We start from the raw sequence: 25,395 nt of genomic DNA on the forward strand, positions 1-25,395 counted from the left end.
CACAGCCGGGAACGCGTGTCGATGGACCGGGCGAGGTCGCTCGCCGTGCCCGCGCGAATGCCCGGCCGGTAACGGAACCGGCTCCTCACCCCCGCCGCGCGTAGTCCGCGAGCAGCGCTTCACGCTCGTCCGGGCGGCGTTTGGGGCAGCTGACGCATTTCTCGCAGCCCGGCGCCTCGTACACGAGGCAGCAGGAGGCACGCCGGACGAAGGTGCGCCCGGCGACCTCGACGAAACGGGGTTCGGGCAGTGCCGTGCCGATCGCCTCCGCCAGCCGCCGGCCGATCGGGGGTTGCCCGGCGTCGACGGCCCAGCTCCCCACCACATCGGTGACCACCGCCCACAGCGCCGGTTCCCGGACACCCGACACCGCGGTGAGGCGGTCGATCACCGTGGTGAGGGTCTCCCGCAGGGCCACCGCGATATCGGCCTCGGTGGCCTCGATCCCGGAGTCCGCGCCTGCCGCGTGCCACCCGGGTTCGTCGATCCCTACCCGTTCGACGGTCCCGTCGGCGCGCAGGGTCAGCGTGAGCCGGTCCAGGGTGGGTGCCGGAATCGGACGCCCCTGGGCCAGCGCCCGCACCACCTGTTCGACCAGCGCCGAGGCCGTCATACACCACCACAGCGTCGCGCTCACCCGCATCGAATCGGTACGCCAGGACGCGCCGAGATCCGCCAGTCGAGCCGCCAGCCACGATTCGTCGGTGAGCATCCGGCCGCGCACCGAGATCACGACATCAGGGGGCTGCGCAACCACTGCCAATCGACTCCGATCCAGTCACCGACCAATCCGAACGTCCCGAGTACCCACAGGGTCGCCACGACCAGCGCACACGTCGCCAGGAAGGCGATCACCTGCATGATCGGCCCGCGGGAGATGTACCAGGCCATCCCGCGCCGGTACTTGTCCCGCAACCACACCAGCGCTCGCCGCGCCACCGCGAACTCGGTGGCCAGGATGCCGATACCGGCGAACACCAGTGCCCAGCCCGGACCGGGGAACGGGATGGTGATCACCCCGACGACGAGCACCGCGGTGCCGACGACCGCGACCCCGACGCGGTAGACGATCTCGAGCGTAGGGCGCCGGGCGATCCGATCCCGGTAGGCGCGCCAGAACGCGGGACCGGACCGGTGCCCGGCCTCCGGCTCGGTGCCCTCTCCGGGTATACCGGCCTCGGCCGCGGGACGATCCGCGACGGAATCGGAACGACTTTCCACGGGTACCAGCCTACGAGGCGCCGCGGGACGAGAGCGCGGACGTGACCCGCCCGGGAGACCCGGACGGGTCACGTTCCGGCGCGTCACCGGGCGGACTGCGCCGGTTCCCGCTGCAACTGCGCCAATAACTCGTTGTTGTCCTCGATGGGGGCGATGTCGTCGAGGCGGACTTCGATGACCCGTGCGCTGGCGATATCGAAGAACAGACCGGAGACGGTGAGCCCGCGTTCGTCGGCGGCCCGGCGGACCGACGGATGCCGCTGCAGGTTCTCCAGCTGCACCGCGATATTGACCATGCTCAACTGCTCCACCGGACCGAAACCGGCGGCTTCGGCGGCGCGGCCGACCGCATGCCCGGCCCGGTAGCGCTCCAGGCTCGGCCGGCCGTATTCGAGCCAGCGGTCGATGCCCGGACCCGCGGGTTCGCCGGAGTGCAGCGCGCCCATGGCCCCACAGGAGGAGTGACCGCAGACCACCACGGATCGGACATTCAACTTCTCCACCGCGAAGACCAGCGCCGCCTCCACCGACGCGTCACCGTGCTCGGGCACCAGATTGCCCACATTGCGCACCGTGAACAGATCACCCGGCCCGCTGTTGGTGATCACATTGGGCACGATCCGCGAATCCGAGCAGGTCAGGAAGAAGGAATCCGGATCCTGGCCGTCACGCAGCTCGTCCAGATGCGGCCGCATCAGATGCGCGTGGCTGCGATGGTAGGCCGCGATACCGCTGACCAGCGGATCACCACTGTCTCCCGATCCATTCGACGAACCGTTGCGATCCACCTGCCAGGGCCCGAGGACACCGTCGAGGGCGACCCGGCTCATACTGCGCGAGGGTGGTGCTGCTTCCACGTTCGCCATCCGCGCGGCACCGATTTCCACGAAATCGACAGTGCCACCGTTGCTCTCGTGCTGCCGCGCCCAATCGGTGATCGCGTCGTAGGCGGCGTGGTCGAGGAAGTCGACGGTCATCTCCACGGTCACCGGGATACCCTGCGGGACCTTCGCGAAGGTGGACGACAGTTTCGGCAGCGACAGGAACGTGCACGAGCCGTCGACCTGGATCAGCCAGCGATCGGTGCCGCCGAGCGGTTCGGCGGTGATGGTGACCCGGACGACCCGCCAGAGCAGGAGCGCGAAGGCCAGCGCCAAGCCGATCAGCACGCCTTCCAGCAGGTTCAGGAAGACCACCGCGGCCAGGGTCACCGCGTAGACGAGCAGATCGCCGGTGCGGTGGGCGAGCCGGATATGCGCCAGTTTGACCAGCTGTACGCCGATGACGATGAGCAGGCCGGCCAGCGCGGCAAGCGGGATCTGCTCCACCAGTGATGCCAGGGCCACCGAGAAGATCAGGAGCCAGACACCGTGCAGTACGGCCGAGGCCCGGCTGCGGGCCCCGGCCGCGACGTTGGTGGAGCTGCGCACGATGACGCCGGTGACGGGCAAGCCGCCGAGCAGGCCGGACAGTACGTTGGCCGAACCCTGACCGAGCATTTCGCGGTCGAAGTCGGCCCGCGGCCCGGTGTGCATCTTGTCGATCGCGACGGCCGACAACAGACTCTCCACACTGGCGATGAGCGCGAAGGTCAGGATCATCACCACGACCCCGGCCCAGTCGCTGCGGGGCAATTCGGGCAGCCCGATCGCATCGAAGAGCGAACCGTCGATGGTGACCCGCTTGACGTCGAGCGAGAACAGCAGCGACAGCACCGTGGCCACCACGATTGCGGCCAGGGCGCCCGGGACGACCCTGACCCGTTCGGGGAGGTACTTCCAGCCGAGCATGATGGCGATGACGACCGCGCCGAGGAAAACGGCCGGCCCGTGCAGCGCGGCCAGCTGCGCGGGCAGGTCGGTGATGTTGGTCCACGCGGTGCTGTTGGATTCGCCACCGAGCAGTACGTGCAACTGTTGCAGTGCGATGGTGATGCCGATTCCGGCGAGCATGGCGTGCACCACCACCGGCGCCACGGCCAGCGCCGCCCGGGCGATGCGGCTCAGACCGAACAGGATCTGCAACACACCGGCCGCAGCGACAATGAAACAGGTTACGCGCCAACCGAATTGGTTGATCGATTCGGCGACGATCACGGTGAGACCCGCGGCCGGGCCGCTCACCTGGAGGGCCGAGCCGCCGAGGGCACCGGCAACCACACCACCGATCACCGCGGCGATGAGACCGGCGGCCACCGGGGCGCCGGAGGCGATCGCGATACCGATGGACAGCGGTAGCGCGACGAGGAAGACCACGATCGAGGCCGGGACATCATGGCGCAGGATCGAGGTCAGCCAGGTCGGGGTGGGTTTGCGCCCGGACCCGGCGGGCTCGCGCCCGTCCGGGCCCGAACCAGTAACTGATTCCGGGGAATTCGTGCTCTGGGTGCCCATCGTTCTCCTTCGCCGACTCGGCACGGGCCAGGTCGGTTGACGATCAAGGTGTCCGCTCGGACACAGACCGCGAACCGGCAACTCGCGGTGAAGTGGGTACTCGGCACACCAACGGGCCGAGTTGTAAACCGTTGCCATAGTAAGGGTAATGACTTATCAAAGCCTGAGAAAGCACCCCCCACCGGTGGCGATAACGCGCGCGACCATGTCGGCCCTATCCCATTATGACCGAAATCACAGCCGAAAGCGGTTGTCTCGCAGGGGGTCCCGACTCGATCGGTAGCGCCGGAACGGATGGCCGCATCCATGCTCATACCGCTCCCATCGACGCCGTTTCACACTGCAATTGCGCCAGCAGCCCGTCCGAGTCCTCGATGGAAGCGATCCCGTCCACACTCACCTCGATCAGCCGGGCACTGGCGATATCGAAGAACAGACCGGAGACGGTGAGCCCACGTTCCTCGATCGCGCGGCGGACCGACGGATGCCGCCGCAGATTCTCCAGCTGCACCGCGATATTCACCATGCTCAACTGCTCGACCGGACCGAAACCGGCCGCCTCCGCCGCGGCGCCCACCACGTGCCCGGCCCGGTAACGCTCCAGGCTCGGCCGACCGTACTCGAGCCACCGGTCGATACCCGGACCGGCCGACTCACCCGAGTACAGGGCGCCCATGGCCCCGCAGCACGAATGGCCGCAAACCACCACCGTGCGCACACTGAGTTTCTCGAGCGCGAAGACCAGCGCCGCCTCCACCGAGGCGTCGTGCTCGGGCACCAGATTGCCCACATTGCGCACCGTGAACAGATCACCCGGCCCGCTGTGTGTGATCACATTCGGCACGATCCGTGAATCCGAGCAGGTCAGGAAGAAGGAATCCGGATCCTGGCCGTCACGCAGCTCGTCCAGATGAGACCGCACCAGATGCGCACGGCTGCGATGGTAGGCGGCGATACCGCTGGCCAGCGGATCACCACTGTCCTGCAATCCCTTCGACGAACCGTTGCGATGCAACCGCCACGGCCCGAGGACATCGGCGAGCGCGACCCGGCCCATACTCCGCGACGGCGGAGCCTCCTGCGCGTTCGCCATCCGAGAGGAACCGATTTCCACGAAATCGACAGTGCCACCGTTGTTCTCGTGCTGCCGCGCCCAATCGGTGATGGCGTCGTGGGCGGCGTGATCGAGGAAGTCCACGGTGAGTTCCACCGTCACCGCGACCCCCGGCGGGACCTCGGCGAAGGTGGTGGCCAGTTTCGGCAGGGAAAGGAACGTACAGGAGCCGTCGATCCGCACGAGCCAGCGATCGGTGCCGCCGATCTGTTCCGCCGTCACCGCGACCCGCACGATCCGCCAGACCAGCAGCGCGAAGGCCAGCGCCAAACCGATCAGAACCCCCTCGAGCAGGTTCAGGAAGATCACCGACACCAGGGTGGCGAGGTAGACGAGAAGATCGCCGGTGCGGTGCGCGAGCCGGATATGCGCCAGTTTGACCAGCTGCATCCCGATGACGATCAACAGGCCGGCCAACGCGGCGAGCGGGATCTGCTCCACCAGCGACACCAGGGCCACCGAGAACACCAGCACCCACACACCGTGCAGGATCGCCGAAGCCCGGCTGCGGGCGCCCGCGGCCACGTTGGTGGAACTGCGCACGATAACGCCCGCGACGGGCAATCCACCGAGCAACCCGGTCAGGACGTTCGCCGATCCCAGGCCGATCATCTCGCGATCCAGGTCCGTCCGCGGCCCGGTGTGCATCTTGTCGATCGCGACGGCCGACAGCAGACTCTGCACACTGGTGATCAGCGCTACGGTGAAGATCATCATGATCACGGCGGCCCAATCACCGTGCGGCAGTTCGGGCAACATGATCGCGTCGAACAACGAACCGTCCAGCGAGACCCGCTTCACGTCCAGCGACAACACCACGGAAAGCCCCGTGGCCACCACGATGGCCACCAGTGCCCCGGGCACCACCTTGACGCGTTCGGGCAGGCGATTCCAGCCCAGCATGATGACGATCACGGCCACGCCGAGCAGCACCGCGGGGCCGTTCGCGGAGGCGAACCGGCCCGCCAGGCCGGTGATGTTCTCCCAGGCGGCACTGCCGGATTCGCCACCGAGCAGCACATGAACCTGCTGGAGTGCGATGGTGATGCCGATACCCGCGAGCATGGCGTGCACCACCACCGGTGCCACCGCCAGCGCCGCCCGCGCGACCCGGCTCAAACCGAACAGAATCTGCAACACACCGGCCGCGGCGACGATGAAACAGGTTACCCGCCAGCCGAATTGATAAATGGATTCGGCGACGATCACGGTGAGGCCGGCCGCGGGGCCGCTCACCTGCAGAGCGGAGCCGCCGAGCGCCCCGCCCACGACACCACCGACGACGGCGGCGATGAGACCGGCGGCCACCGGGGCGCCGGAGGCGATGGCGATACCGATGGACAGCGGTAACGCGACGAGGAAGACCACGATCGAAGCCGGGACATCATGGCGCAGGATCGAGGCCGGGTCCAGGGAACGTGAACGGGATCCGGACCCGGCCGTGGTTACGGACGAGCCCGGTCCAGGCGGTGACGCATGGGCATTCGGGATTTTGGTTGCCATTGGTCTCCTTCGCCGACTCGGCAGGAGCCGAGGTCGGTTGACGATCAACATGTCCAGTCGGGCACAGACCGCGAACCGGCATCTCGCGGTGAAGCAGGTCCTCGGCACGGCAACGAGCCGAGTTTCAAACCGTCGCCATGGTATTGGTAAAGCCTTAGCAAAGCTTAAGAACTGGACCTCGCGTCCGGCCACATCGCCACTACGAAGACCGAACCGCAGCGATCCCACCCTCGGAACCACATCGAACGAGCAGACGCGACTACCAGAATACTGTTGAAAACCCATGCAAGACAGCTGATCGAAGCGCAGTGAACAGCGCTCGGAGGAACCCTTCCGAGGCACCGCCACAACCATTCCCGTGGTGTCCCAGTGATGCGAGATGCCACAGTCCGGCTCCACATATAGTAAAGAACTACCCAAACTCAGCAATAGAGGTAGCGAGACGAAAATGACAATCGCTACCCAATCGATACGTGTCATTGAGATGCGGCGACCTGTGGCACCCCGGAGACAGCCTCGGATGACCGAGCCGGCGACGCGCGCGTCACATCAATGAATCGACATGAGTCTATCGAACAAAGCCGGGCCCTGAACAGCGGAAACACAATTCTCACCGAGACCCGGCCGCACGGACCACGGTTGTGCGGCCGGGACGACCAGCGGACGCGGCCGCCGCGGCGGTATTCTCGTCGGTGTGTCGGACCGGGGTATCGAGTACAAGCCGGATGCGGACGATCCCAAACGTGTTCGACTCACTTCCGGCCTACCGGAAGGGATTCCGCGAGCGGAGATCTCCTATCGCGCGGCGGGCGGACTGCGCGGCACCCGGGAGGTGCGCCGCTCGGCCGCCGAGTTCGCCCACCTGCGCACCGCCGTCGGCAGTGGCTACGACGGCGGGTGGAGCACCCCCGAGCAGCTGACACTCGGCCACGCCGAACGCTATATCGAGCAGGCCCGGCACCGGATCCGGCAGCAGGACAATGAGGTCCGCCGCATCCGCGAATCGATCGACCTCACCTGTCCCTGGTGCGCACGGGAACGGACCTATCTCGGTGCGCTCGGCTTCGTCACCGGAGTCGCGGGGATCCTCACCGACCGTCCGGCCGAATGGGGCCAGGAACTCGTCCATCAGCATGCCTACCGCTGTGACCGGTGCGGTTCGATGCAGTACTTCGCCGATGGTTTCCTGGCCCATCCCCTCCCCGGCCGGCCCACCGGCGACCGGCCCCGGGCCTGAGCCGGTCCGGTTCGCGGGCTACTCGGCCAGACTGTCGAGCGACTCCAGATCCGCCACTGCCTGCAAAATCCGCTCGAAATTGGCGAGGCTGATATCGCGGGGCTGCATATCGGGCTGCATGCGGCCCTGTCCCAGCGTGCCGACCCAGGCGAAAACGCCCTGGAAGGTCTGCTGCCGGTACTGCAGCCACGCGGCGTCGAAAGCGAGCGCCGCACCGCCCGCGGCCCGCAACCGGTCGAGGTAGTACTCCAGCAGGTCACGCTCCCATTCCCGGCGCTGTTCCACGGTCAGCCCGGACATGATCGCGTACGCGAAATCGGCCGCCCAGTTCCCGCGCAGCGTGCACTGCCAGTCGTAGAGGCCCATCCGGCCGTCGCCGGTGACGTACCAGTTGCCCGCGTGCACATCGGCGTGCAGCAGGGTCTGCGGGGTGCGCTCGTGTAGCGCCATGGAGCGGAACAGGCCGGGCCACAGCTCTTCGCGCCGGCCGCGCAGTTCCGGCGGGATCACCTCGGCGCCGCGCGCGAGCCCGTTGCGGAACATCCGGCCGGTATTGATCATGTTGTTCATGGTGGTGTGCCACTGCGCACCGGTGAGCAACCAGCCGAAATCACTGCGCAACCGCGGGCTGTCCCAATACGCACCGTGATAGAGCGCCAGCTGCCCCACCATGTCCTCGGCCATCGCCTTGTCCAGCACCCGGGTGAGCGGATTGCCGAAGGTGGCGCCCTTGGTGGCCACGACATCCTCGAGCACGAACAACGAGCGGAAAGACCGCGGATCGAAGGCGGCGTGATACGCCCAGGGCGCCTCCAGCTGGAGCTCGGGCCTGATGTGGCGGTAGAAACCGGACTCGTTGCCCAGCAGTTGACACAGCCCGCACACCACTCGCATCGTCAGTGCCGCAGTCGATTTCGTGAACAGCTCGGTCGGCAGACCGGCCGCCACACCGGCCTCGTTGTACCGGACGGTGAGCCCCCGTCGCGATGAGGTGCCGTTGCTGCCCTCGGTGAGCGTGAACGACTCCACCCGCGCCTGCGGATGCTGCGCGCACAACGCGGCGGTGAGCCACTGTTCGGTCAGCAACTCGGGGGCGGCGGGTACCTCGGTGAGCTCGGTGGGAGCCGTTCTGCGGATCACGTCCCGCAGGTAGTACCCCGCGATCCGCGTGGTGAGCCCTACCGCCCTGCCCTTTTCCCGAACCGACACCTCGACCACCCGAACCCTTCACACATCGAAACTCTGCGCTCTGCACGATAATCGGTGCGCCGAGCGATGCGCTTCCCACTGTGGCGACGTCCGCCGAACACCGGATCGGCATGGCACCGCCGCGGCCGGCGAGCGCCGGTAACAGGTCCTACGCGCTCGCCGGCCGCAGCGGCGCGGACACGGGGAACGCGACCGGCAGCGCGGTGAGCGACCGGTGGAACGGTCCCGGCCGCCAGGTCAGGTCGTCGGCCGGTACGGCGAGCCGGATCTCGGGCAGCGCGTCCAGCAACTGATCGATGGCGTCCTGGGCCACCAGGTAGGCCACCGATTTCGCCGGGCAGGAATGCGGTCCGATACTCCACGACAGATGCGAGCGGTTGTCGGTGTAGGCACCGGTATCGATCGCGGGATCGTTGTTACAGCCGGCCATACTGATCACCACCGGCTGATGCGCCGGCAGCCACACCCCGTCGATGAGGATCGGCTGCCGGGGGAACGAGACCGAGTAGTTGGACAGCGGCGGATCGGTGAACAGCACCTCGTCCAGCGCGTCCCGGGTGGACAGACTGCCGCCCAGGATGCCGCTCGCGAAACGTTCGTCGGTGAGCATCAGCCGCAGGGTGTTGACGATCAGGTTCTGCAGTGGTTCGATCCCCGCGCCGTAGAAGCTCAGGACCTGGTGCAACATCTCCTCGTCGTCCAGGTCGGCCGGATCCGCCAGCAGCCGGGTGACCACGTCGTCACCCGGTTCGGCCCGCTTCAACCCGACCAGATCCGCCATGGCCTGGGCGAACATCATATTGCCGGCGTCCGCGTCGACACCCTCGAACATCGCGGCCATCCCCGCTGCGGCCCGTTGGCCGATCTCGGCCGGGCACCCCAGCATGCTGTTCACCACCGCGAAGGTCAGCGGAAACGCGTACTGGCCGATGAGTTCGGCGGATCCGGCGCCGCAGAAGCTGTCGATCAGCGGGATCGCGATCTGCTCGACGGTGCTGTGCATCGCGAAGAGATCCACGCCGTCGATCCCGGCGACCGTCGCCCGGCGGTAGCGCGCGTGCTCGGAGCCGGTGCTGCGGATGGCGGCCGGACGCCACTCCAGCATCGACCGTACCGGGCAGTCACGCGGGACATCCTGCTGCCAGATCCGGGAATCCGCGGGGAAGTGCTCGGGATCGTTCAGGATCCGCAGCGCGGTGTGGTAGCCGATGACCAGGGTCGCCGGGACCCCGGGCGCCAGTTCGACCGGTACCAGCGAGCCGTACCGCCGCCGCATGTCCTGATAGGCACGCTGCGGCGTGGTGGCGATCTCGTCGGAGTACAGGGGGACACGAGGCCCGGCGCTGTTCTGAGGTGAGCCGAGGGCGGCCGGGATCCCCGAAAGCGCGGTGGGACGTGCGGAATTCACAGAGTTCTCCAGTCACGGCGGTGGCTACTCGACGACCGGTGCGACTCGACCGAAGTCCCGGCAACGTCAGGGACGCGAGATTACCTGCCGCACGACAGTTCTGCGTTCCAGGGTGTGCGCCACACCCACCGGGGCGGGTCGCCGTCGCCCCGACCGGCGCGGTGTCAGCCGAACAGGGCGGTCAGCGCGGCGCGATCCACTTTGCCCCGCGGCGTCCGCGGCAGCCGGTCCACCACCCGGACCCGATCCGGCATACTCGGGGCCGGCAGCACCGCCCGCAGCCGCCGCCGGATCTCCTCGGGTCCGGGCGCGTCGCCCGTGACGACGACGGCGGCCACCGGCACCTGTCCCCAGCGCGGGTCCGGGAGTCCGACACAGGCGGCCTCGGCGACGCCGGGGATCGCGGTCAGCGCGGCCTCGACCGCCGCCGGCTCCACATTCAGGCCGCCCCGGATGAGCATTTCGCCGTCCCGACCGAAGAGCCGTAACCTATTTCCCGCCAACGCTCCTCGATCGCCGACCGAGAACCAGCCGTCGACCGGGCCGGCCACCACACCGTCCTCGGCCAGATACCCGGTGAAGACCATATCGCTGCGTACATGGACGAGGCCGTCGCGGATCTCTACTTCGACTCCGTCGAACAGTTCCCCCGCCGCACTGTCGTCGGTATCGCCGAGACCGCGGTCGAACGAGACGAAACTCAGCTCCGAGGCCCCGTAGAAATGGGTGAGCGCGGCATTCGGCAGTACCTCCCGCAAGGCCGTCCGGCCCGGCCGCGGCCAGCGCGCCGCCGAGGAAAGCACCTCGCGCACACTGCCGACCGGCGCCACGCCCGAACGCACCACGTCCCAGGCGATGGCGGGGACCGAGTACAGATGGGTGGGGTCATCGGCCAGCGCCGCGGTGACCGGACGCAGATCGACCGTCGCCCCCCGGGTCAGCGCGTGCAGCGCGCCGTAGAGGAAATGCGTGTGATCGAGTACGCCCGGCGTCGAGACCCGGTCTCCCCTGTCGATATCGAAGGTCGCGTCGGAGCGGTCCAGAGTCGCCGCCCATGACCGCTGATCCCGGACGAACAGTTTGGGTTCACCGGTGGTGCCGGAGGTGATCCCCACCAGTAGTTCACTTCCGGGGCCGGCGCGCCCGCACGGTCCGTCCGATTCCAGTTCCGCCGCGGTGCGGATCGTGCCCGTCCAGCCCAGTCGGCGCAGCAGCCGATGATGGCCGGGGGCGGCGCACACCTGCGCGGGACGAGACAGCGTCAGGACCCGGTCCAGCTGCCGCGGCAGCAGATGGCGGTGCAGCAGCACCACACCGACCCCGGCGTACATCGCCGCCGCCACGGTGACCAGTGAGCCGATATCGGAGGTGGGCAGTACCGCCACCCGGTTCGCGCCGGCCAGACCCGCGGCGGTACGGGTGACCCGCTCCAGGAATTCGCCGTAGGTGGCCTGTTCGCGGGCGGCGACGACGGCGGTCGCCGCGGGATCCCGGGCAGCCTGGCGCGCGATCCGCTCGGCGAGCAGTTCAGTCATCGTCGACTCCGCGGGCGGCCAGCGCGTCGCCCATCGCGTCGGCGGTGCGCAACGCCCGGACCAGCACCGGCGTGGCGAGGGCGGTCACCGACCACTGCAGTCCGCGCGCCCGCCGGGCGTCCGCCACCTCCCGGACGATCCCGGCCAGCAGCGGCACGCAGCGGATCGCCAGCGCCAGCAGCAGGCCGATACGTTCGGGATCGACGCCGAGACGGCGCAGCGGACCGAGCCCCCGGGTGACGGCGTCCAACATATCGGTGACCCGGGTCGTCAAGGTGACCAGCGCGGCCAGCGCCACCGAGATCAACAGCAGCCCGCACACCACCGTGGCACGCGCGGGCGAGGTCGTCAGGATCTGGACCACCGCGATGAACACCAGCATCCACACCACCGGCCGCAGCTGGGCCAGCGCCACCCGCCACGGGATCCGGGCGAGCGCGAACACCGCGGCGACACCCAGCGCGAGGACACCCACCTGGGCGGGTGTCCGCACGAGCACGGTCGCCGCCACGATGATCGCGACGAGCGACAGCAGTTTCACACCGGCGGGCATCCGATGCAGGAGCGAGCGACCGGGAAGGTACAGCCCGATCACTCGATCAACTCCCGATAGGCGGGGACGGCCGCGGTGGGGGTGCCGTCGAAGACCACCGCGCCCTCGTCGACGACGATCACCCGTTCGAAACTGTCCAGCAGTCCGAGCTGATGGGTCACCACGATCACCTGCTGGTCCACCGAATCGAGCGCCGCGGCGACAGCACGGGCGTTGCGCAGATCCAGCAGGGTGGTCGGCTCGTCGGCGACGATCACCTCCGGACGCCGGATGAGAACGGCACCCAGCGCCAGCAGCTGTTTCTGCCCGCCGGAAAGCAGATGGGACGGATGATCGGCGTGGGCGGCGAGGCCGAAGCGGTCCAGTATCTCGGCCACCCGCCCGGCGATCTCCGGCTTGCTCAGGCCCGTGCGCCGCAGCGAGAACGCCAGATCCTCGGCGACCGTCGGCATGACGATCTGGGAGTCGGGGTCGGTGAACACGAATCCCACCTTGCGGCGTACCCGGGCACCCTTCTTCGAGGCATCGACACCGTCCACGGTGACGGTGCCCGAGGTCGGGGTCAGCAGACCGTTGATCATCCGGGCCAGCGTCGACTTCCCGGATCCGTTGGCGCCGATGATCCCGACCCGGCGCTCGGTGATCCGCAGATCCACCTCGCGCAGGACCCGGCGCTCACCGTAGCGGTGGCTCACCGCGTCGAAGACGATCTCGCTCATTGCCTCCGCTCCACGAGTACGGCGATCCCCTGACCACCGCCGATGGCACAGGCCGCCAGTCCGAGGGCGGGCCCGTCCGGCCGTAGCATCTGACTCGCCAGCCGCACCAGCAGGACCGCGCCCGAGGCGCCCCAGGGGTGGCCCATGGCGATCGCGCCGCCCTCCGGGCAGAGCACCCCTTCGTCCAGGCCCAGTTCGTCGGACACGGCCAGCACCACCGAGGCGAAGGCCTCGGTGATCTCCACGATGCCGAGGTCGGCCACCGAGTGACCGGTGCGGCGCAGCACCTTCCGGATCGCCGGCACCGGCCCCAGTCCGGGCAACGCGGGATCCGAGCCGCTCACCGCCGAACCGAGGATCCGCAGGGCGGGCAACCCGGCCGCTCGCGTCTCGCTCGTCACGGCCAGCACGGCGGCACCGTCGGAGATACCGCAGGAGTTGCCCGCGGTCGCGGTGCCGTCGGCGCCGAAGCTGGGCCGCAATCGGCCCAGCCGCTGCGCGGTCATCCCCGGCCGGATGCGCTGGTCCCGGCTCACCCCCGCGACCGGTACGAGTTCCGCGCCGAAATCGGTGGCGGCGGCGCGGGCATGGGAGCGGGCGGCGTAGGCGTCCTGCCGTTCCCGGCCGATACCGCGGCGGCGGGCGAGGTCATCGGCGGCGACGCCCATATCAGGGTCCGGGAAACCCTCGGGCGCGAACGGCGCGCGGGTGTAGCGCACTGGTTCCCGCTCCGGCTCCGGCGGCCAGAACCGCCACGGCGCGGTACTGGCGGATTCGGCGCCGCCGGCGAGGATCAACCCGTCCGCGCCGCTGCGCACCCGCAGCACGGCCTGCATCACCGCGTCCAGGCCGGAACCGCACTGCCGGTCCACGGTGACGCCGGGTACCTGCGTTCCGAGCCCGGCGCGCAGCGCCGCGACCCGGGCCGGATCCCCGCCGGGGCCCAGACAGTTGCCCAGCACCACATCGTCGATCTCGTCGTCCAGCCCGGCCGCGCGCAACTCCCCGGCGACGGCCCGCAGGACCGGTGCGGCCAGATCGGTGACGGTCAGTCCGGCGAACGCGTGCCCGGCCGTGCCGATCGGGGTTCGCCGGGCGGCGACCAGAACAGGAACAGCACTCACGCCAGCAAGTCTTTCAACCGGCCGCGGGCGATCTTCCCCGCGGTCGTGGTGGGGAGTTCACCGACCCGCACCCAGCGCCGCGGCACCGCTTCCCGGCTCAGCAATCCGCGCGCCCGCCGCCGCACCTCTTCGATGGCGACCCCGTCCAATTGCACTGCCGCCGTGATGGTTTCGCCGAACACTGCGTGCGCCGAACCGATCACCGCGGCCGCCACCACACCGTCGATACCGCCGAGTACCCGTTCCACATCCTCGGCGACGACGGTGGTACCGCCGACGTTGATCACCGCCTCGCCCCGTCCCCGGACCGCGAGTTCCCGGTCGTCCCCGAGTACGGCCAGATCGCCGACACCGAACCATTCGGGCGCACCGAGCACCGTGTAGGGCGATCGGACGTAGAGCAACCCGTCGCGGATCTCGGCGTCCACCTCGTCGAGCAACCGCAGCGGTTCGGGGACCCGCCGGGCGGCGACCAGCGATACCTCGGAGGAACCGTAGTACTCGACGACGCGCAGATGACGGGCCGCCGCGAGCGCGCCCGGGTCGGCCGCGATACCGGCGACGACGGCGGTGCGCAGCTCCGGTGCGGTACGCACGACCTCGCGCAGTACCGCCGGAACGGCGTGCACGACGGTGGCGTGCCGCGGGTCGTCGGTGACGCAGGCCCCGCACCACAGCGTGTGCAGGGCCCCGAACAGATGCATCGTCGCGTGCAGCGGGCCGGTGAGCAGGACCCGGTCGGCGGCCGTGACTCCGGTGAGCGCGGTGAAGGACGGAAAACTGTCGTACCAGGAGGCGGCGGTGCGGGCCAGCGGCCGCGGCCGTCCGGTCGACCCCGAGGTGGCGACCAGCAGGAATGCCGAGGCCGGCCATTCGGTGCGGTCGGGGCGCGTGGCGGGGTCCTCCACGGCGACCGGGACACCGCGCCGTGCGGCCGCGCAGACGCAGATCAGCGCTTCGGCGACCGGAAGAGTGGAGGCATCGTATCCACCCGGGCCCGGCTCGTGCCGGTCGATCCAGCGGTCGACGGCGCGGTCGAGTTCGGCGTAGCTGTACCGATGCCCGCCGAGATCGAGCGCGGGCGCGGCGCCGGTTCCGCCGAGTTCCCGGCTAGGCACGGATCAACCCGGGATAGGCGCGGTGCACACCTTTGGCCACCATCGTCGCGACGACCACCTTCAGCAGATCGCCGGGCAGGTACACGCCGTTCGAGGTGATCGCCGGCCACAGTGCGATATCGGTGCGCAGCAGCAGGCCGAGGGTCCCGAAGAAGTAGATGACCACGATGCCGCCGGCCGCGTTGATCAGCAGCGCGGGCAGCACCGGATACTTGGGCACGATCCGGGCCGTGAGCAACCCGATGAACAGCGCCGCCGGGATCCAGCCGACCAGATAGCCGGCGCTCGGGCCGGCCAGCGCGGTCAGCCCGGTGCGGCCGCCCGACAGCAGCGGCAGCCCGATGACGGTCAGGGCGATGAAGACCGCCACGGCGGCCGTACCCTTGCGCGGTCCCAGCACCGCCCCGGCCAGTAGGACACCGAGGGTCTGCAGAGTGATCGGCACACCGGTGAATCCGACCGTGATGGAACCCGGGAGACCGAGCGCCGCGATCAACGCGGCGAACACCGCGATCTGTGCCATATCGCGTGCGGTGATACCCGGCCGCGGCCTCCGCTCGTTGTCGACACCGCTCACCGGGATACCTCCGCAACACCATGACTTGAACGACGTTCAAGATAGCAATCGCCGGGTAACCCGCCGACGGGTCCCCCGCAGTTGTCCCCCGGCCCGCGGAGGCCGGGCTACGGATCCGGCACCCCCTTCCACCCCACGACCCGCTCCGGACCACAACCCGGTCGTACGGTGATCGATGACCCGGATCGCCGTACAACCGTCCGAAGGACCACGATGACGCAGCCGCTACCGACCGCGACACACTGGGGCAACTACCTGATCGACCGCGCCGGCGACGGCGAACTCCGCGTCACCCCCACCGGATCCGACCCCGACCCCTCGCCGATCGGCCGCTCGCTCACCGCCACCCACGACCCCGATCACCGGATCGCCCGGCCCGCCGTCCGGCTCGGGTACTACCGGGACCGCGAGCACAGCGACACCACGGGCCGGGGCCGCGAACCGTTCGTGGAGGTCGACTGGGACGAGGCGCTGGATATCGCCGCCGGCGCCCTGCGGTCCACCCGGGAGCGAGCCGGCAACCGCGCGATCTACGGCGGCTCCTATGGCTGGGCCAGCGCCGGCCGGTTCCACCACACCCAGGGGCAGATCCATCGCTTCCTGCGGATGTTCGGCGGCTACACCGCCTCGGTGGACACCTATTCGTTCGCCGCCGCCGAGGTCACGATCCCGCACGTGCTCGGGATGAACGCCTATTACGCGGCCCGGCAGTCCCCCACCACGGAGGAGATCGCGCGACACTGTGCCCGCATCGTCTTCTTCGGCGGGGCAGCGGCACGAAACGCGCAGGTCAACCCGGGTAGCTTCGGCGCCCACGGCTATCGCGACCATCTCGCGGCCCTCCGCGCCGCCGGCGTCGACACGATCAATATCGGACCCGTCCGCGACGACCTCGAGCCGGTTCTCGCCGCCCGGTGGATCCCGTGCCGGCCGGGCAGCGATGTGGCGATCATGCTGGCCCTGGTGCACACCCTCCTGACCGAGGATCTGCACGATCGAGCCTTCCTGCATCGCTACACGGTCGGTTTCGACCGCTTCGCCGACTATGTGACCGGGCGCGCGGACGGCGAACCGAAAACCCCGGAGTGGGCGGCGGCGCTGTCGGAGGTACCCGCCGCCGAGATCCGGGAGCTGGCCCGGCTGCTGGCCCGGGAACGCTGTGTGATCGGACTCCCCTATGCCCTGCAGCGCGCCGAACATGGGGAGCAGACCTATTGGGCCGCCTGGGCGCTGGCCGCCGCCCTCGGCTATATCGGCCTGCCCGGCGGCGGCGTCCTCATGGGCACCGGGAGCGGAATGACCAACGGGATGCAGCGGCGCCGGCTGCCGTTCGAGATCGCCGCCCTGCCGCAGCCGCCGAATCCGGTCGCCGCGGTGGTTCCGGTGGCGCGCCTCACCGACATGCTGGAACGTCCCGGCGAGACCGTCGACTACAACGGCCGCGTCCTCACCTATCCGCACATCGACCTCGTCTACTGGGCCGGCGGTAACCCATTCCACCATCACCAGGACCTCAACCGGCTGCGCCGCGCCTGGAACCGGCCGCGAACGGTCATCGTCAACGAGATCGGCTGGACCTCCACCGCCCGCCTGGCCGATATCGTGCTCCCCAGCACCGCCGCCCAGGAGCGCGAGGATTTCGCCGCCGCGCGGGTCGATCACTGGCTGTCCCCCATGCGCGCGGCCCTGCCGCCCTACCGGGAGGCACGCGACGATTACGCGATCTTCGCCGCCCTCGCCGACCGGCTGGGTTTCGGCCCGCAATTCACCGAGGGACGCACCGCGCGGCAGTGGGTGGAACACCTGTGGCAGACCACCGTCGACAACGCGGCCGCCGCCGGCATCACCCTCCCCGACTACAACGAGTTCCGGTCCGGTGCGCCGATCGACCTGCGCCCCCGGCTCCCCGAGAGCCGCCACGTGCTCGAACGGTTCCGCGACGACCCGGACCGCCATCCGCTCGGTACACCGTCGGGCCGGATCGAGATCTTCTCCCGCACCGTCGCCGACTTCGGCTACTCCGATTGCCCCGGCCACCCCGCCTGGTTCCCCGCCCGGGAGTGGCTCGGCAGCCCCCGCGCGCAACGCTTTCCGCTGCACCTGCTCTCCCACCAGCCCGCGACCCGCCTGCACAGTCAGCTCGACTACGGCGCCACCAGCCGGGAATCCAAGATCCGCGACCGCGAACCCCTGCGCATGCACCCCGCCGACGCCGCCGCCCGCGCCCTGCACGACGGCGATATCGTCCGCGTCTTCAACGACCGCGGAGCCCTCCTCGCGGGCCTCCGGCTCACCGCCGCGGTCCGGCCCGGGGTCGTGCACATGGCCACCGGCGCCTGGTACGACCCCCTGGACCCCGGCGACCCGAAATCACTGGACGTACACGGCAACCCGAACACCGTCACCCACGACATCGGCACCAGTTCGCTGGCCCAGGGCCCGTCGGTCAACAGCTGCCTGGTCCAGATCGAACGCTACGCGGGCGACCTCCCGCCCCTGCGCATCCACCGGCCCCCGGAGTTGATCCCTGCCGGACAGGTCGGCGCCCACCCCGCCTGATCGGCATACAGCCGGCCCTTCGAGCCTCACGCCGCCGGCCCGGCAGCCAGCAGATCGTCGGTCGCGATCTCGACCCGGGTGCCGAAACGATGGCTGATATCGGCGAGCCGATCCCGTAACCATTGCGTATCCGATCGCCCCGGGCGCTCGAGCCGCATACGACGGATACGGAGGGGCAGCATTCGCAGCAGGGCCGGGCCGACGGGATCGAGAGTGACGAGATACAGCAACCGCAGGTCGGGCCGGTAGGACTCGTGGCCGCCGATTCCCTCGTAATCGTCGATCACATCACCGCACCCGTACAGGATGGGTCTGCCGCGATAGATCTCGATCGGCCGGGGATGGTGCGCGGAGTGGCCGTGCACGATATCGATACCGGCGTCGATGAGGCGGTGTGCGAACTGCCGCTCGCTCAGGCCGATTCCGTACCCCCAGTTGGAACCCCAATGGACCGAGACGATCGCGAGCTCACCGTCACGGCGGTGCGCCGCCAGGTGCGCCGCGATCTCGTCGGCGTGCCGCACCGAGGGATGGTCGAGGCGCCAGACGCCGGGACGGCCGGTGGCGGCAGCCCAGTCCGGTGGCACACCGCTGGACCGGGTCGATACGGACGCGATCAGGACTCGGCGTCCGTCCGGTAGTGGCACCGCGGCGGGCTGTTGCGCCGCGGCGAGATCCGCTCCCGCGCCCACGGCCCGGATACCCACGCCGGCCAGCGCGTCGAGTGTGTCCATCAATCCGCCGATACCGAAATCGAGGGCATGGTTGTTGCTCAGCGCACAGACGTCGGGACCGAACGCGGCGAGCGCCGGCAGATTGCCGGGCTGCATCCGATAGTGGATTCCTTTGCCGGGGGCGAAGCAACCGTCCGCGGTGATCGCGGTTTCCAGATTGACCAGGCGTACCTCGGGCCCCAGCTCGTCCAGCAGGCCCGGCACCTCACCCCACACCCAGTCGTAGCCACAGGGCCGCGGCACCGATCCGTGGGCCCACTCGGCCAATTCGACGTAACGCCGGGCATCCCGGACCCACGGCTCCCGCAGTTCCGGGGCGCCCGGATACGGCAGCACCTGGTCCACACCACGACCCAGCATCACATCACCACCGAGAAGGACCGTGTCCGTCGTCATGGCACCCCCCGGTACAGCACAGGTCGGGCTCGCGTGCCAACCATCCCGGCCCGGCACGCCCCCGAACCGACAACGAGCCGCGCCGGGGCGACCGCGCGAACCATCGGTTCCGCCCCGAAACCCATACCTGAAAGCTATCACCAGACTTGCGGTGACACAGGTCCGAGGCACCACCCGGAGTGGTCGACATTGGTCAAATGCGCATATCCGGGTATCGACACATAGTGCCGCTGAGAGGGAGCACTCCTCCCCGCTTACGCCGCGGGTATCGAACTCCGGACCGGTGCGAAAACTGGGCCCAAGGGCGTAGCCAAGGGTGCGGCAGCGAAAATCGGCCGGAAACAACAATCGCCTCCTACCTGCCGATTCGCAGATAGGAGGCGATTTCTTTCTGTGGTCCCAGCTGGGATCGAACCAGCGACCTTCCGCGTGTGAGGCGGACGCTCTCCCGCTGAGCTATGAGACCGGGATAAACCGCTCGGGGGGATTTCGATGCCCTCCGAACGAGTACGAACCTTAACACGCACCACCCGTTCGCCACCAAATCACCCGGTTGTCATTCTTTCACCGGGTTCGGCCGGGCCGCCACACCCACCCGTTACCGGCGGAGTGGGCCGCGTCCCGGACGGACGAGTGGCGCGGCCCGCACCGGTACCGGCGGAAAATGACAAGCTTGTAATTTACCGGCATCTACCAGGCGATTTGTAGGTTTCGCCGAACGTCGGCTAATGTTCTGTCTCGCACCACGGAGGACGGAAACGACCACCGGGGATGCAGAATGCGGATGTAGCGCAGCTGGTAGCGCATCACCTTGCCAAGGTGAGGGTCGCGGGTTCGAATCCCGTCATCCGCTCGAGAGGTAGGGCCAGGCGCATAGAATGCCTTCCCCCTTTGCGCGGTGGAGTGGCCGAGTGGTGAGGCAACGGCCTGCAAAGCCGTGCACACGGGTTCGATTCCCGTCTCCACCTCGCGCGATTAGCTCAGCGGGAGAGCGCTTCCCTGACACGGAAGAGGTCACTGGTTCAATCCCAGTATCGCGCACCAGTTCATATCGGTTGAGAGGCACTTTCCGAACAGATCGGAAAGTGCCTCTACTGCTTTTTCCGGGCGGCTACGCCGCGTAACGGAGGATGCCCGCGATCTGCGTCTCACCGGGCAGGTCCTCGGCGCGCACGGCCAGGACCCGGCCACCGGTGAGCAGGACGCGACGGCTTATCTCGTCCAGGATGCCGGGCGCGTCGACCGGCTCCGGTTCGGCGAATGTGACCGCGCCGTCGGCGGATACGGTGCCGGGCACCGACGCATCGATATCGACGAGCAGAGTGTCGACGGCGCCCGCGGTGGCCGATCGGGCGAGATCGGAGATATCGGTGGCGGCCCGGCCCTCGCTGCGGCGGCGGTCCAGCAGCTCGATCAGCTCGGCCAGTTGCGCGGCGTAGTGGCGGTCCAGTACCGCACGGGAACGGTCGGCGAGTTCCTGGTCGGAGGCGTGCTCGGGGCTGCCCGGGATGCTCTCGGCGAGCAGACCGTCGTAGCTGTTCACCGAACGGAACAGGGCGTCGATCGGTTCGGTGGCCGCGAGAATGAGCGGGACGTGGCGGCCGGCCAGGAAATCGCGGAGTTCGGTGTCGATGGCGCGGGCATACTGGCGGGCCCGCATCTTGCGGCCCTCTTCCCCCTGGACACGGCGCTTCGGGGCCCGATCGCCCAGGCTCGATTTGCCGGCGTGCGCGGCCGCGTTGGCCGGCAGGCCGGGTATCCGCACCGTGTACGCCGGTTTGTCGGCGGTGATCTCCACCAGCCGGACGCTGCCTTCGGCGAGTGCCAGGACGAACGCCGACTGCGGGAAGGTGACGGCGCGGAGCAGGCGTTTGAGGTAGAAACGATCGCCCACGGTGACGGAGGCGTTCAACTCGTTGGGCACCCGGAAGGTGCGGATCCGCGTCGGTGTGGCGAGGGCGACCAGGGTGCGCGACTGGTAGCGCCAGAACTCGGCATCGTCGATGTGGACGTCGAATTCCTCCTCCAGGGCGGTCCGCGCCGCCGCATCGGTGACCTGGCCGAGCGCCTGCCGGACCTGGTCCCAGAACGCGATCCGGTTGCGGTCCGGATCGGCCGCGTCCGATTCGGTGGGGGTGTAGATCGATACGCACCAGTCGTCGGTGAGGGCGGCGAGCGCTTCGATCTCGCCGCGAGTCGGGATATCGGTGTGCAGCACGAAATCCTCCACATCGTGGGGTCGGCGCGCCGAATCCGGTGGAACCGGGGATCGCGGCGGTGGGTCGTGACGCAGGGCGAATACTCGGCAAACTTCATTAGAGCACAGGACGACCCCGGACAGTCGGTACGCGTCCGCCGGGGTTGTCGGCGGGCGCGGTTAAGCTGGCCCGCACGAACTCGAGCCGACCGGCCCGCCGGGTCCCGACAGGGGGTGTGTGTGCAGACGGAACCAGCCCGCGAGGTGATGCCGGACGGTCCGGCCGCCACGGACACCGGGGAATCGTTCCCGGACGATCTCCGTGAGCATCTGTCCTTCGAACTCGAGGAATGCGGCCACGCCCTGGCCGAACTGGTGGACGATTACGCGGTCGACCGGGAACGGGCCGCGACGATCCTGCGACTGCGGCTCGGTATCACCGGGGACCGTCCCGAAACGCTCACCCGTATCGGCGCACGTCTGGATTTCGCCCGGGACCGGGCCCGCCAGCTGCACACCAAGGCGGTCGGTGAACTGCTCCGGCACACCGCGCGCTCCGGACGGCTGCCGGTTCCCGAGTACGCCCGGCGCTACCCCGTGGGCACCCGGGATTCCGCACTCACTCGCGCGCTGCTGGCCGAAACCTACGCCACCGATACCGATATCGCGGTGAACGATCTGTCATACCTGAAGCTGCGGCTGGCCGGTCATACCGCGGCCGACGCGAAACGGATCGCGGGTTTCGTCACCCAGCGCATCGTGGGCTGGCGCAAGAAGACCAACCACCTGCTGTCCCGGTTGCGCATGGACGAGGAACCCGCCGGACCGCCGGCGCCCTGGCTCGACCGGATCGACTGGCCCACCGGGAACGGCTCGCCCGCACCGCTGCCCACCGGCCCGGCGCGGACCTTCGATATGGACGACGACGGTCGCGGCCGGTTCTACCTGCATAAACCGGGACGTGATATCGGTTTCGACTCCGGGCTCGAGGCCAGGCTGCTCCGCCTGCTCGACGCCGACGACCGGATCCGTAACTTCCAGGAATATCCCGATGCCGTCGGGTACCGGATCGACGGCACGGAACAGTTGCACTTCCCGACCGTCGTCGCCGAACTCGCCGACGGGCGCCTGGTACTGATCGACGAACAACCACTGGGGCATATCGGTTTCCATGTGAACCGGATGAAGTCCGCGGCGGCCCGTGCCCGGGCGCACGAGAACGGCTGGGGCTGGTTGCTCTGGACGGGCAGCCACCTCGGTGAACCGGAACTGGCGGCCCACCGGGTGCCCGCAGGCCTCGAGGACCGGCTCACCGAACTGCTCACCGAGGGCCCGGTCCGGCTGCCCGCACTACGGCAGGTGCGGGCGGAGACCGGATTCGACCCAGTGGACCTGATCGCGCTGGTGGTCCGTAACGAGTGGCGGTGGGATCGAGGCCCGTTCCGGTTGGCCGCCGGATAGCGGACGCAACATCAGGCCCTCACCCCGGCGGGGCCCGGCCGGTGCACCGGCGCGGAAACCGCCGGGCCGCGGCCAGCGGGTCTGCCCAATGGGATCGGGCGCTGTTGGTCGGTCCCGACGCCGGGCTCGGCGATCGGGCCCGCGCCATCGTCGCGCTGGGCGGCCTGAGCGACTGTTTGGTCCTGCTCGCCGACACGCCGGTGGAAGAGCTGCGCGTGGCCGCGCTGGACAGAAGACCGCCCGCGGCGGATTCGGCGGCCTCTGCGCGCTGAGATCCGCCCGGCGGGTACGAGATCGGGCCGGGCGGTCGCCGTCAGGGTTTGACCAGCATGGTCGCCGCGATGAAGGTCACGAGCAACAACATGACGAAAACCGTGATCAGCTGCCAGTTGTCGATGGTTTTGTGCAGACGCCGGATGGTGTCCTCCAGCGCTCGGTGTACCCGCCGCTCATCGGCGATCCGGCGATCCACCGCCGCCACCGCCTCGGCCTGCTCCCGGGCGCGCTGCGCCGTCCGCTCCATCCGGGCGACGGTTTTGGCGAGCTGCCGCTTCTTCTCGCGCACCGCCTGCCGGGCCACGGCCAGCGCGGTGCGCTGCGACATCAGTTCCAGGCGTTGCTGTTCGAGCAGCAGTGCCTGGGTCCTGGTGTGCTTCTCCCAGTCGGTCACGGCCGCCCATCCTTTCTTCAAATGATCGCGGTAACCCCACGCGACCTCGCCTGCCACCCACTCCCGCAGGAACTCCCGTAATTCGTAAGGTCGCCCGCTCGGCACGACCAGGCCGGTGGGACCGGTTTCCAGCATGCCGCTCACGGCGCGGTACTCACACGAGGCGGGCGCGAGATCGGCGATACCGAGGGCGGGCAACTGGGACACCCAGAAACCGGGCGCGCACAACCACAGCACCTTCGCGCAACCCAGCGCACGCAGCCGGTCCGTATGTTGTTGCGCGAGTTCCTGGGTCAGTGGGCCGGTGCGCACCTCGATCGCGCCTTGCTCGGTGCCGCGCCGCCACCAGACATCGACGGTGACCGGGCCGCAGCGCCGGTCCACCACCGCCTCGTCCGCGCCGAACGCGAGCAGCCGGCTCGCCAGCCAATACTTGAGTCGCTGCGCGTCCCACTGCGCCTCCACACAGCGCGCACAGCCGCAACCGTACCCGGAGGTGGTCTGCTCCGCGGTGTCCGTACCCACCGGACCGTCGGATATACCCAGGTCGGACAACATCGTCCGACGCCCGCACCGAATATCAGTCCGCCGCTTCGTCTGCATGCGACCACCCATCTAACCCGTCCCACCATGTCGGCCCGACACCACACCGACGTATTCCAGGGTGCTCCACAGAGGCCGGTCACCGCCAGGTTTCTGCCCAGCAGTTACCCAGATGGGACCCATGCAACCCTCACCCCCGGCGGTGTCCCGGTCACCGGATCGGCGGCTGTCAGCACCGAACGCACCAGGGTGCGCAGCCACGCGTGCGCGGGGTCGGGAGTGTTGCGCGGATGCCAGGCCAGCGAAATCGTCACCTCCGGCAGCGGCAGCGGGATCTCGAACGCGCACAGACCCAGCGCCGGCAGGGCGGTGGCCGCCACGACCGCGGGAGCCGGGCACACCGCGACACCGGAACGCACAGCGAGCAACGCCGTTGTCAAATCGGGGACAGTGGCCACGACGCGGCGGGTGCGGCCGTGCAGGGCGAGACGGTCGTCGATGGGGCCGCGGGCGATCCCGCGCGCCGAGATGCTGATATGGGCCGCGGCGGCGTAGGCGGCCACGGTCACCCGCTCGGAGACCAGCGGATGGCCGGGTGCGGCGACGCCGATCAACCGGTCTCCGCGTACCCGTTCCACCCGGGTCTGCGGATCCGCCTGCGCGATCACCCCGACCTGCGCGTCGATCCGGCCGTCGCGCAGCGCACTCGCCGAACCGGCCGTCTCGCCGGGCACGAACCGCAGGGTCACTCCCGGTGCCCGGGCGCGGACCTCGGTGAGCAGCCGGCCGGCGAGTTCGGGCAGCACCGCGTCGTCCACGTACAACGCGAACCCGCGTACCAGGGCGGTCGGGTCGACCGTATCGGGTTTCGCCAGCAGCGCCCGCCCCTGTTCGACCAGCGCGCCGACCTCGAACCGCAACTCGAGCGCGCGTGGCGTCGGGACGAGCTGGCGCCCGGCCCGGACCAGCAGCGGATCGTCGTAGACCCGGCGCAGCCGCGCCAGGGTGCGGCTCATCGCCGGTGGCGAGGTGTTGAGCCGCTCGGCGGCCTGCGTAACGCTGTTGGTCTCGAGCAGGGCGTGCAGGGCCACCAGCAGGTTCAGATCCAGATCCGGCACGGCCGG

General features: G+C 69.2%; 20 protein-coding genes and 4 tRNA genes. 7 read left to right on the plus strand and 17 right to left on the minus strand.

Annotated elements, in window-relative coordinates; translation table 11 throughout:
- Window positions 1-85 precede the first annotated feature (85 nt).
- From NF4_RS07515 to NF4_RS07530, 4 genes are all read right to left on the minus strand, one after another.
- A complete protein-coding gene (locus tag NF4_RS07515) occupies window positions 86-757 on the minus strand; it encodes a (2Fe-2S)-binding protein (protein ID WP_232330350.1) in 672 nt (223 codons plus the stop codon).
- Entirely contained in the window at window positions 730-1,170 is a 441-nt protein-coding gene (locus NF4_RS07520; RefSeq protein ID WP_063126840.1) for a TIGR02611 family protein, read from the minus strand. The genes NF4_RS07515 and NF4_RS07520 overlap by 28 nt, the downstream gene beginning before the upstream one ends.
- Before the next feature lie 134 nt (window positions 1,171-1,304).
- The gene (locus NF4_RS07525) at window positions 1,305-3,614 is read right to left on the minus strand and encodes a SulP family inorganic anion transporter (protein ID WP_063126548.1); all 2,310 of its coding nucleotides are present in this window, start codon (window positions 3,612-3,614) and stop codon (window positions 1,305-1,307) included.
- Between the two features lie 310 nt (window positions 3,615-3,924).
- Window positions 3,925-6,231: a SulP family inorganic anion transporter gene (locus tag NF4_RS07530; protein ID WP_063126549.1), complete on the minus strand. Its 2,307-nt coding sequence runs from the start codon at window positions 6,229-6,231 to the stop codon at window positions 3,925-3,927.
- 694 nt (window positions 6,232-6,925) lie between these two features.
- Between NF4_RS07530 and NF4_RS07535 the strand changes: the two genes are divergently transcribed.
- The gene (locus NF4_RS07535; protein ID WP_063126550.1) at window positions 6,926-7,468 is read left to right on the plus strand and encodes a hypothetical protein; all 543 of its coding nucleotides are present in this window, start codon (window positions 6,926-6,928) and stop codon (window positions 7,466-7,468) included.
- 18 nt (window positions 7,469-7,486) lie between these two features.
- On the opposite strand, the gene NF4_RS07540 is transcribed toward NF4_RS07535, so the two are convergent.
- The 8 genes from NF4_RS07540 to NF4_RS07575 form a co-directional block, all read right to left on the minus strand.
- Window positions 7,487-8,677, minus strand: a complete 1,191-nt coding sequence (locus NF4_RS07540) for an aminoglycoside phosphotransferase family protein (RefSeq protein ID WP_157120042.1) — start codon at window positions 8,675-8,677, stop codon at window positions 7,487-7,489.
- A gap of 148 nt (window positions 8,678-8,825) precedes the next feature.
- A complete protein-coding gene (locus NF4_RS07545) occupies window positions 8,826-10,085 on the minus strand; it encodes a cytochrome P450 (RefSeq protein ID WP_063126552.1) in 1,260 nt (419 codons plus the stop codon).
- A 164-nt stretch (window positions 10,086-10,249) separates the two neighbouring features.
- Window positions 10,250-11,620 carry an AMP-binding protein gene (locus NF4_RS07550; RefSeq protein ID WP_063126553.1) on the minus strand — a complete coding sequence of 457 codons (1,371 nt, stop codon included), beginning with the start codon at window positions 11,618-11,620 and terminating at the stop codon, window positions 10,250-10,252.
- Window positions 11,613-12,215: an energy-coupling factor transporter transmembrane component T family protein gene (locus tag NF4_RS07555; protein WP_063126554.1), complete on the minus strand. Its 603-nt coding sequence runs from the start codon at window positions 12,213-12,215 to the stop codon at window positions 11,613-11,615. The genes NF4_RS07550 and NF4_RS07555 overlap by 8 nt, the downstream gene beginning before the upstream one ends.
- On the minus strand, window positions 12,212-12,892 hold the full coding sequence (locus tag NF4_RS07560; RefSeq protein WP_063126555.1) for an energy-coupling factor ABC transporter ATP-binding protein: 681 nt from the start codon (window positions 12,890-12,892) through the stop codon (window positions 12,212-12,214). The genes NF4_RS07555 and NF4_RS07560 overlap by 4 nt, the downstream gene beginning before the upstream one ends.
- On the minus strand, window positions 12,889-14,016 hold the full coding sequence (locus tag NF4_RS07565; protein WP_063126556.1) for a thiolase family protein: 1,128 nt from the start codon (window positions 14,014-14,016) through the stop codon (window positions 12,889-12,891). The genes NF4_RS07560 and NF4_RS07565 overlap by 4 nt, the downstream gene beginning before the upstream one ends.
- Window positions 14,013-15,134 (minus strand): class I adenylate-forming enzyme family protein, encoded by a 1,122-nt coding sequence (locus tag NF4_RS07570; RefSeq protein ID WP_063126557.1) that lies wholly within the window; start codon window positions 15,132-15,134, stop codon window positions 14,013-14,015. The genes NF4_RS07565 and NF4_RS07570 overlap by 4 nt, the downstream gene beginning before the upstream one ends.
- Window positions 15,127-15,711, minus strand: coding sequence for a biotin transporter BioY (locus tag NF4_RS07575; RefSeq protein ID WP_198165250.1), 585 nt, complete (start codon window positions 15,709-15,711; stop codon window positions 15,127-15,129). The genes NF4_RS07570 and NF4_RS07575 overlap by 8 nt, the downstream gene beginning before the upstream one ends.
- A 213-nt stretch (window positions 15,712-15,924) precedes the next feature.
- Here NF4_RS07575 and NF4_RS07580 point away from each other — a divergent pair, with 213 nt between their 5' ends.
- Window positions 15,925-18,270: a molybdopterin-dependent oxidoreductase gene (locus NF4_RS07580; protein WP_063126558.1), complete on the plus strand. Its 2,346-nt coding sequence runs from the start codon at window positions 15,925-15,927 to the stop codon at window positions 18,268-18,270.
- Between the two features lie 26 nt (window positions 18,271-18,296).
- Here the strand turns inward: NF4_RS07580 and NF4_RS07585 are convergent, their stop codons facing one another.
- Entirely contained in the window at window positions 18,297-19,400 is a 1,104-nt protein-coding gene (locus NF4_RS07585; protein WP_063126559.1) for a CapA family protein, read from the minus strand.
- Window positions 19,401-19,794: 394 nt separating this feature from the next.
- Window positions 19,795-19,866 (minus strand) — tRNA-Val (locus NF4_RS07590).
- Window positions 19,867-20,180: 314 nt separating this feature from the next.
- Here NF4_RS07590 and NF4_RS07595 point away from each other — a divergent pair.
- The 3 genes from NF4_RS07595 to NF4_RS07605 all read left to right on the plus strand — a co-directional run bounded on the left by NF4_RS07595 (window position 20,181) and on the right by NF4_RS07605 (window position 20,444).
- Window positions 20,181-20,253, plus strand: a tRNA-Gly gene (locus tag NF4_RS07595).
- A 44-nt stretch (window positions 20,254-20,297) separates the two neighbouring features.
- A tRNA-Cys gene (locus NF4_RS07600) sits at window positions 20,298-20,368 on the plus strand.
- Between the two features lies 1 nt (window position 20,369).
- A tRNA-Val gene (locus NF4_RS07605) sits at window positions 20,370-20,444 on the plus strand.
- Between the two features lie 67 nt (window positions 20,445-20,511).
- Here the strand turns inward: NF4_RS07605 and NF4_RS07610 are convergent.
- Window positions 20,512-21,618 carry a baeRF11 domain-containing protein gene (locus NF4_RS07610; RefSeq protein WP_063126843.1) on the minus strand — a complete coding sequence of 369 codons (1,107 nt, stop codon included), beginning with the start codon at window positions 21,616-21,618 and terminating at the stop codon, window positions 20,512-20,514.
- A gap of 219 nt (window positions 21,619-21,837) precedes the next feature.
- Between NF4_RS07610 and NF4_RS07615 the strand changes: the two genes are divergently transcribed.
- Together NF4_RS07615 and NF4_RS07620 are read left to right on the plus strand one after the other, a co-directional pair.
- Window positions 21,838-23,058 carry a sigma-70 family RNA polymerase sigma factor gene (locus NF4_RS07615; RefSeq protein WP_232330351.1) on the plus strand — a complete coding sequence of 407 codons (1,221 nt, stop codon included), beginning with the start codon at window positions 21,838-21,840 and terminating at the stop codon, window positions 23,056-23,058.
- Window positions 23,059-23,099: 41 nt separating this feature from the next.
- On the plus strand, window positions 23,100-23,330 hold the full coding sequence (locus tag NF4_RS07620) for a hypothetical protein (protein WP_063126560.1): 231 nt from the start codon (window positions 23,100-23,102) through the stop codon (window positions 23,328-23,330).
- A 41-nt stretch (window positions 23,331-23,371) separates the two neighbouring features.
- Here NF4_RS07620 and NF4_RS07625 read toward each other — a convergent pair whose 3' ends face one another.
- Both NF4_RS07625 and NF4_RS07630 read right to left on the minus strand, forming a co-directional pair.
- Window positions 23,372-24,253 carry a hypothetical protein gene (locus NF4_RS07625; RefSeq protein WP_232330352.1) on the minus strand — a complete coding sequence of 294 codons (882 nt, stop codon included), beginning with the start codon at window positions 24,251-24,253 and terminating at the stop codon, window positions 23,372-23,374.
- A gap of 182 nt (window positions 24,254-24,435) precedes the next feature.
- Window positions 24,436-25,389, minus strand: coding sequence for a LysR substrate-binding domain-containing protein (locus NF4_RS07630; protein ID WP_198165252.1), 954 nt, complete (start codon window positions 25,387-25,389; stop codon window positions 24,436-24,438).
- Window positions 25,390-25,395 lie beyond the last annotated feature (6 nt).

This window comes from Nocardia fusca NBRC 14340, assembly GCF_001618425.1.
In the GTDB taxonomy this organism is placed as follows: Bacteria; Actinomycetota; Actinomycetes; order Mycobacteriales; family Mycobacteriaceae; genus Nocardia; species Nocardia fusca.